Annotated in this window: 6 protein-coding genes; 4 read left to right on the top strand and 2 right to left on the bottom strand. The window is 45.0% G+C overall.

Translation table 11 applies throughout. The features are described 5' to 3' along the window. Window positions 1–12: 12 nt before the first annotated feature. Window positions 13–2721, bottom strand: coding sequence for a bifunctional acetate--CoA ligase family protein/GNAT family N-acetyltransferase (locus O9323_RS00585; protein WP_288124530.1), 2709 nt, complete (start codon window positions 2719–2721; stop codon window positions 13–15). Between the two features lie 248 nt (window positions 2722–2969). Here O9323_RS00585 and gcvH point away from each other — a divergent pair, with 248 nt between their 5' ends. From gcvH to O9323_RS00570, 3 genes are all read left to right on the top strand, one after another. Continuing rightward, window positions 2970–3365 carry a glycine cleavage system protein GcvH gene (gene gcvH, locus O9323_RS00580; protein WP_002773620.1) on the top strand — a complete coding sequence of 132 codons (396 nt, stop codon included), beginning with the start codon at window positions 2970–2972 and terminating at the stop codon, window positions 3363–3365. Window positions 3366–3524: 159 nt separating this feature from the next. Further along, complete coding sequence (moeB, locus tag O9323_RS00575) at window positions 3525–4697, top strand: molybdopterin-synthase adenylyltransferase MoeB (protein WP_002773621.1); 1173 nt, start codon at window positions 3525–3527, stop codon at window positions 4695–4697. 202 nt (window positions 4698–4899) lie between these two features. Beyond that, window positions 4900–5481, top strand: coding sequence for a hypothetical protein (locus O9323_RS00570; protein WP_288124529.1), 582 nt, complete (start codon window positions 4900–4902; stop codon window positions 5479–5481). A 68-nt stretch (window positions 5482–5549) separates the two neighbouring features. Here O9323_RS00570 and O9323_RS00565 read toward each other — a convergent pair whose 3' ends face one another. Beyond that, complete coding sequence (locus tag O9323_RS00565) at window positions 5550–5924, bottom strand: CU044_2847 family protein (protein ID WP_004159145.1); 375 nt, start codon at window positions 5922–5924, stop codon at window positions 5550–5552. Window positions 5925–6183: 259 nt separating this feature from the next. Here O9323_RS00565 and O9323_RS00560 point away from each other — a divergent pair, with 259 nt between their 5' ends. Continuing rightward, window positions 6184–6426, top strand: a complete 243-nt coding sequence (locus tag O9323_RS00560) for a caspase family protein (RefSeq protein ID WP_288124528.1) — start codon at window positions 6184–6186, stop codon at window positions 6424–6426. Window positions 6427–6546 lie beyond the last annotated feature (120 nt).

Here is a 6546-nt window from a genome sequence, read left to right as displayed (position 1 = left end):
GTCAAAAAGGCTTCATAATTCAAGTTCCGCTTTGACAAAATCGGCAGTTTTATAGAGAGAAAACCCCACTTTAGCGGCTATCATCTGCATAGCGCGATTATCCCTTAAAATTTCCCCTTCGATTCCCTCTAATCCTTCCTTTTTGCCAATAGTGACTAACCGATGTAGTAATTCTGTACCAATTCCTTGACCTTGATAGTCATCCCTAACTAATAGGTCAAATTCTGCCATATTAACGCCATGTAGTTTATTTAAGCGTCCTATAGCGATAATTTCTGGTTCTTCCGTCTGATCGTTATTAATCTCTACCACTAAGCTCATTACTCGATCGTAGTCGATAAAACAAATGCGCGTAAGACGATCATAAGCGGTTTGGCGATCGAGATTGACAAGGTGAAAATAACGATAATAAATAGTTTCTTCCGAGAGATAATGGTGAAATTGTCGCACTAAAGGCTCATCCGCTGCCCGAATCGGACGAATTAGCACCTTTAAGCCTCTTTTCGTCGTCCAAAGTCCCATATAATGTTCGGGATAGGGACGAATCGCCGGATGAGATAACTTTTCTGGGGTAGTAGTTGGAGGATGAAGAAGGATAGAAGCGGAAAGAGCGATCAATTGCTCTGAATCGGCAAAAAAGGGATTAATATCGATAGTTTTAATGCGAGGTTGTTCACTAACCAGGTGACTAAATCTCACGATTATTTGCTCCAAATTCGCTAAATTAAGCGATTTAAGCCCATTTGTCCCGTTAAAAGCCCGATAAATCTTGGTTTTTTCTAAAAGTCGGCGCGCGAGATTAGTATTTAAAGGAGGTAGAGCGGTGGCGTAATCTTGAAAAATATCGACTAAACGGCCACCAGTACCGAAAATTATCACCGGTCCGCACTGATCATCGTAATTAGAGCCGATAATTAACTCATATCCTCGATCGATTTCTAACATCGGTTGAATACTCACCCCGAGAAAATGCTCCCCACCTACTTGTGCGCTAACATTAGCTTCGATCGCTTGATACGCTTGCACCACTGCCCTAGGGGAAAAAAGCGGCAATTGTACCCCACCCACCGCGCTTTTATGGATAATCGTCTGGGAATGCAGTTTCATCACCACGGGATAACCGAGAGATTCAGCGAGATTAACTGCTTCTGCGGCACTTTCGGCGACTTTAGTGACAATAACAGGGATTCCATAAGCTTTCAGTAGCTCTAAAGACTCTAGCTCACTGAGAATTGTTCTATCCCCTGCTTGCTCGATAATCTGGCTCACTAAAACTCGATCGGAGCTATTTTCCCTGGAATTGGTTAAAATTGGCGTTTGATAAAGACCGCGCAGATTCTCCTCATATTTCCAGAGCAAATTAAACACCCGGGCCGCCGAATCGGGATAGCGATAGGTGGGGATACCTTGCTGATTTAATAACGCTACCCCCTCTGCAATGCCCTCTCCCCCCATCAAACTTGCTAAAATGGGTTTTGTGCTATTTTGAGCGATTGAGGCGATTCTAAGGGCAATTTCTCGCAGATCAGTGTTAAAGCGAGGCGAGAGAATCATCAACACCGCGTCGGTATGTGCATCCGCTAAAGCGATCTCTAGGGCGCGAGCGTAGCTATCGGGATCGCTGCTGCGACGCAGATCGATGGGATTTTGGGGGACGATATCCGCGGGAACAAGAGGCGCTAGTTTTCCGATCGTTGCGGGGGTAAGGGTTGCCAGTTGTCCATCTTCCGCCAGTAAAGCCGAGGCCGCTAAAAGAGCGGGAGCAACACCATTGCTGATGATTGTCAAGCGTTTTCCCCGGGGAAATCGGGGAATTTTCGCTAAAACTTGCGTGATATTCAAGAGATCGGCCAGTCTTTGTACTTCCACGATGCCACAACGAGCAAAGGCAGCGGAGAGAGTTAGCTGATCGCTGGTTAATTTGCCAGCGTGGGAAAGAGAAGTAAGGTCAAAGTCGGTACTGTGGCGACTAATGGCGATAATTGGTTTATTTAGGGCAACTTCTCGGGCTGAGGACAGAAAAGAGCGGGCATTATTCAGGGATTCCAGGTAGATAACGATGCTTTTGGTTTGGGGATCGTCTCCCAAATAATAGAGTAATTCGCCCCAATCCACATCTAAAAGGACTCCGAGGGAGATAAAGTGACTAAAACCGACATTTTCGCTTAAACTCCAATCAAGCACGGCGGCAGCGATCGCCCCACTTTGACTAATCAGGGCAATTGAACCGGTTTTCGGCAGGATGGGGGAAAAGGTGGCGTTAAGATTTTGGCTGAGATTGCTGATTCCCGAGCTATGGGGACCGATGATGCGTAATTTTTGACCAGCGATCGCTTTAATTTCCCTGAGTAAATTTTCCCCCATCTGTCCAGTTTCCCGAAAACCCGTGGAGAGAATCAGGGCGCATTTAACCTTTTTTTCGACAGATTGGGCGATAATAGCGGGAATTTCGGGGGCAGGGGCGGTGATAATTACCAGATCGATCGCCGCCTGGATATCCTCTAAACTGCTATAGGTGGGAAGATCGAGCCGGTTTTCGGGGTGAGGATTAACTAGATAAAGACGGTGCTGACCGGGATTATGATGGAGATTATTTAAAAGAGTGCGATCAAGTTGGGGATTTTGGCGATTAAATCCCACCACAGCGATGTTTTTTGGCTCAAAAAAGGCTCTTATGGTTTGATGTTCGCCACCACGAGGCTCTAAGATGGGATTTAACATAAGTAAGCTAGGAGGCATTTAAACTGGGTATTGTTAAGTGAGCTAAAAAAGCGGCTAACCCTTACTTTTCCAGTGTTCTGTGGCGTTCCCCGATCAACCTAGACCAATTCTAGCTGTTTAATCAGGGTTCGATCGGTGTAATTAATTTTGTCTAGGTAGGGTTGGCAATAAAACAGCCCTAGCCGATGAACATTTTCCCCAAGAGATCTAGTAAACTAACTGATGCTGTAAATATTTAGAGACAGACGATGGAACTGGAATATCCCGAGGATTTGAGATACCTAGAAACCCACGAATACGTCAGACTCGAAGGTGAAATCGCTACCTTGGGAATTAGTGCTTTTGCCGTCGATCAATTGGGTGATATCGTGTTTCTAGAATTGCCCGAATTGGGAGAGGCACTGGAAGTAGGTAGTAGTTTCGGCACGATTGAATCGGTAAAAGCGGTAGAAGATCTTTATCCTCCCGTCTCGGGGACCGTAGTCGATCGCAATCAAGCGATGATTGACTCCCCCGAATTAATTGCCGATGATCCCCACGGGGAGGGTTGGTTATTAAAAGTGCGGGTAGAAAATCCCGATACTGCCTTGGCTGATACCCTCTCCGCTAGTGAATATCGCACCCAAGTGGCAGGGGAAAGTTAACTAATATTAACAACACGCAGCCAGACCCTCACACTATCATAGGCATAGAAAGAATTAAAAATCCAGGAAGCGATCGAGTCTTCCTGATTTTTGTCTCTAAATCGTGCTGAGACGAAATTCTTGCCCGAATCGAGTCAGGTTTCACTATTTACCCAATCTATGCTAAATCCTAATCTCGCGGCGATCGAACTTTCCAAAGAGGAGGTTCAACGCTACTCTCGACACATTATTCTGCCCGAAGTGGGCTTAGAAGGTCAAAAAAAACTAAAAGCCGCCAGTGTTCTCTGCATCGGCACCGGGGGACTCGGTTCCCCGCTTTTACTCTATCTAGCGGCGGCTGGCATCGGTAGAATCGGTATTGTTGACTTCGATATCGTCGATAGTTCCAATCTGCAACGTCAAATTATTCACGGCACTTCTTGGGTAGGTAAACCGAAAATTGTTTCCGCTAAGGACAGAATTCTAGAAATTAACCCCTATTGTCAGGTGGATTTGTACGAAACCCGCATAAGTTCCGAAAATGCCCTTGACATTTTAGCCCCCTATGATGTAGTTATCGACGGGACCGATAATTTCCCCACCCGTTATCTGACTAATGATGCTTGTGTTCTTCTCGACAAACCCAACGTCTATGGCTCAATTTTCCGCTTTGAAGGACAGGCAACCGTTTTTAACTACCAAGGCGGTCCCAACTACCGCGATCTCTATCCCGAACCGCCACCACCGGGGATGGTTCCCTCCTGTGCGGAAGGCGGCGTTTTGGGGGTTTTACCCGGAGTAATCGGCACAATTCAAGCCACAGAAGCCATTAAAATTATCCTCGGCGCTCCGGATACCCTCAGTGGTCGTTTACTGCTTTACAATGCTTGGGAAATGAAATTCCGCGAGTTAAAATTGCGCCCGAATCCTATCCGTCCCGTCATTGAAAAACTAATTGATTACGAACAATTCTGCGGTATTCCGCAAGCGAAAGCACAAGAAGCGGCAGAACAGCAAAAAATGACAGAAATGACCGTAGTAGAGTTAAAAGCACTACTTGACAGCAATGCTAATGATTACGTTCTCATCGATGTGCGTAATCCCAACGAGTACCAAATCGCTAAGATTCCCAACTCGGTGTTAATTCCCCTACCCGATATCGAAAATGGTGCGGCAATTCCCAAAATTAAGGAATTAGTCAACGGTTATCGTCTGATCGCCCATTGTAAGATGGGGGGACGTTCCGCTAAGGCCCTCGCTATCCTCAAAGACGCAGGTATCGAAGGAATCAACGTCAAAGGTGGTATCAGTGCCTGGAGTCGCGAAGTCGATTCCACTGTACCAGAATACTAATTTTGATCCTTGGGTGTTAGGGGTTGGGGTTTTAGGGTTTTGGGGTATTAGTCAAATTCCCCCATCTCCCCATTCCCCCATCTCCCCATTCCCCCATCTCCCCACTTCATAATTCCCTTCCCCCATCTCCCTGTTTCCTGTTCCCCGTGAATCTGTTAAGATCAAGGCCAGTTAGCCTTAAAATCTTCGGTGTGAGCAAACAATGAAAAACCATATTAAAAAAATTGCTAGTTGGAGCGCGATCGCTACTATTTCCCTTGGCTTAGTAGAAATGAACCGAACAGCGATCGCATTTGGCAACAATAATCAATTTAGTGCCTGTATCAGTCAGATTGTCGGCACGGGAGTCAGTCCCGAAGATGCCGCCACCGCTTGTTCAGAAGCATTAATTCCTAAAGAATTATCCCGGTGTGTGGTGATGATTAAATCCAAAACCCCGATCGATGGTAATCTGGCTCTGCAAGCTTGTTTTCAAGTGCGTCGTCCTATCGATCTAGCTCATTGTGTGGTCGATATCCATCGCGCTGCCCCCTTGTTTGCCGCTAATTCCCTCAAACAAACGGAAACAGCCAAGGAACCCGATAAATTAGGGATTTCTACACAGATTTTAGATTCCTGTCGTCAAAGTTTATTACCCGGTCGCTTTTCCGAGTGCGTTATCGCTGTCAGTCGTGGTGTGGACAAAAATAATCCCTCCCAAGCTTTACAAACCTGTTTAAGTGCCGAGGATTTCCCCAGAGATCTATTCCCCAGTTATCCCCAAAATCAAGACCAGAGACTTTAATCAAGATTATTTGGCTCTCTTATTTTGGTAATATACGGAAGAACCAGAAAACGTTAAATATTGAACCATCAATCAGACGAGTTCGGCGGCTTAGGAAAGGTACACTTAACCGTAATATTTAAATTACTTTTAGCGGTTCCTTTGGTAATATAAGGGATTCCTACCTCACCGCCGATTTCCACACCAAATTGTAAAGTGACTTCCTCAATGTTGGCAATGGCTAAATTGCGAAAAGCGTTTAAAGTGTAAGTAGTGTAAGTACGAATTGTATCTTCAATTGTCTGAAAATTCTGCAAAATTTGCTGTTTATCTGGTATAGAAGTTCCCCTTTTAGGAACTCTTCCCTCGGTTTTTACTGTCTCGGCAGGAATTTCTAGGTCATCGGTGGACTCTATATAAATTAGAGTGTTTTCGTCAATTTGGATCGGAGTTAGTCGAGTCATAAATAATGCAGAAATTGAAAATTAACTTTTTTCTTAACTATTTCTTGGCTCTCCCGTACTTGTGATGATAAGAAAAGATTATAGCGTTTCTGATTCAGAAGAGGTACATTTCCGATTCTGAACAGCTTAATCAGCAAAGATTTAAGTGTGCCGCACAGATGCGAGAACCGCTATATCTAAGGGAGGGCGTATGCTTTCCTTGCAGTTTACCAAAAAATAACCTAACATAAAAAACATTTCTATCCCTTGCTGACTGTCTATGGCTCGCTACGCCCTCGTCATCGGCATTAACGATTACGATAACCGGAACTTTCTACCATCTTTGAGTAAACCCGCCAAAGATGCGGAAGCTGTTGCTAAATTCTTGGAGAATACTGGGACATTTGCCAATGTAGAACGCCTACCCAATCGCTGGATTGCCGCAGAAAAACGCTACGAAGTTGTTCCAGGAAAGGTAACGGGGAATGAAGTCTTGCAAGCCTTAGGGACTTCCAAAAAATAAACTATTCATTCTCAAGAATAATAATCATTCTCGGAGTGTGGGAGGTAGGGATCGATGGTTGCCCCCTCCTTCCAATTTTGTAGTAGAATTAATCCTGTACATTATTAATCAAGTTTTTCT

The organism is Microcystis sp. LE19-131.1A (genome assembly GCF_027532015.1).
GTDB lineage: Bacteria > Cyanobacteriota > Cyanobacteriia > Cyanobacteriales > Microcystaceae > Microcystis > Microcystis ichthyoblabe_A.
Note: the sequence above shows the minus strand (reverse complement) of the source record. Positions and strands in the feature narration are given on the sequence as shown.

What these genes read in the sequence shown, in the direction of transcription:
- O9323_RS00585 (WP_288124530.1), bottom strand. Translation starts at nt 2,721, where the DNA reads ATGTTAAATCCCATCTTAGAGCCTCGTGGTGGCGAACATCAAACCATA.
- gcvH (WP_002773620.1), top strand. Translation starts at nt 2,970, where the DNA reads ATGGAACTGGAATATCCCGAGGATTTGAGATACCTAGAAACCCACGAA.
- moeB (WP_002773621.1), top strand. Translation starts at nt 3,525, where the DNA reads ATGCTAAATCCTAATCTCGCGGCGATCGAACTTTCCAAAGAGGAGGTT.
- O9323_RS00570 (WP_288124529.1), top strand. Translation starts at nt 4,900, where the DNA reads ATGAAAAACCATATTAAAAAAATTGCTAGTTGGAGCGCGATCGCTACT.
- O9323_RS00565 (WP_004159145.1), bottom strand. Translation starts at nt 5,924, where the DNA reads ATGACTCGACTAACTCCGATCCAAATTGACGAAAACACTCTAATTTAT.
- O9323_RS00560 (WP_288124528.1), top strand. Translation starts at nt 6,184, where the DNA reads ATGGCTCGCTACGCCCTCGTCATCGGCATTAACGATTACGATAACCGG.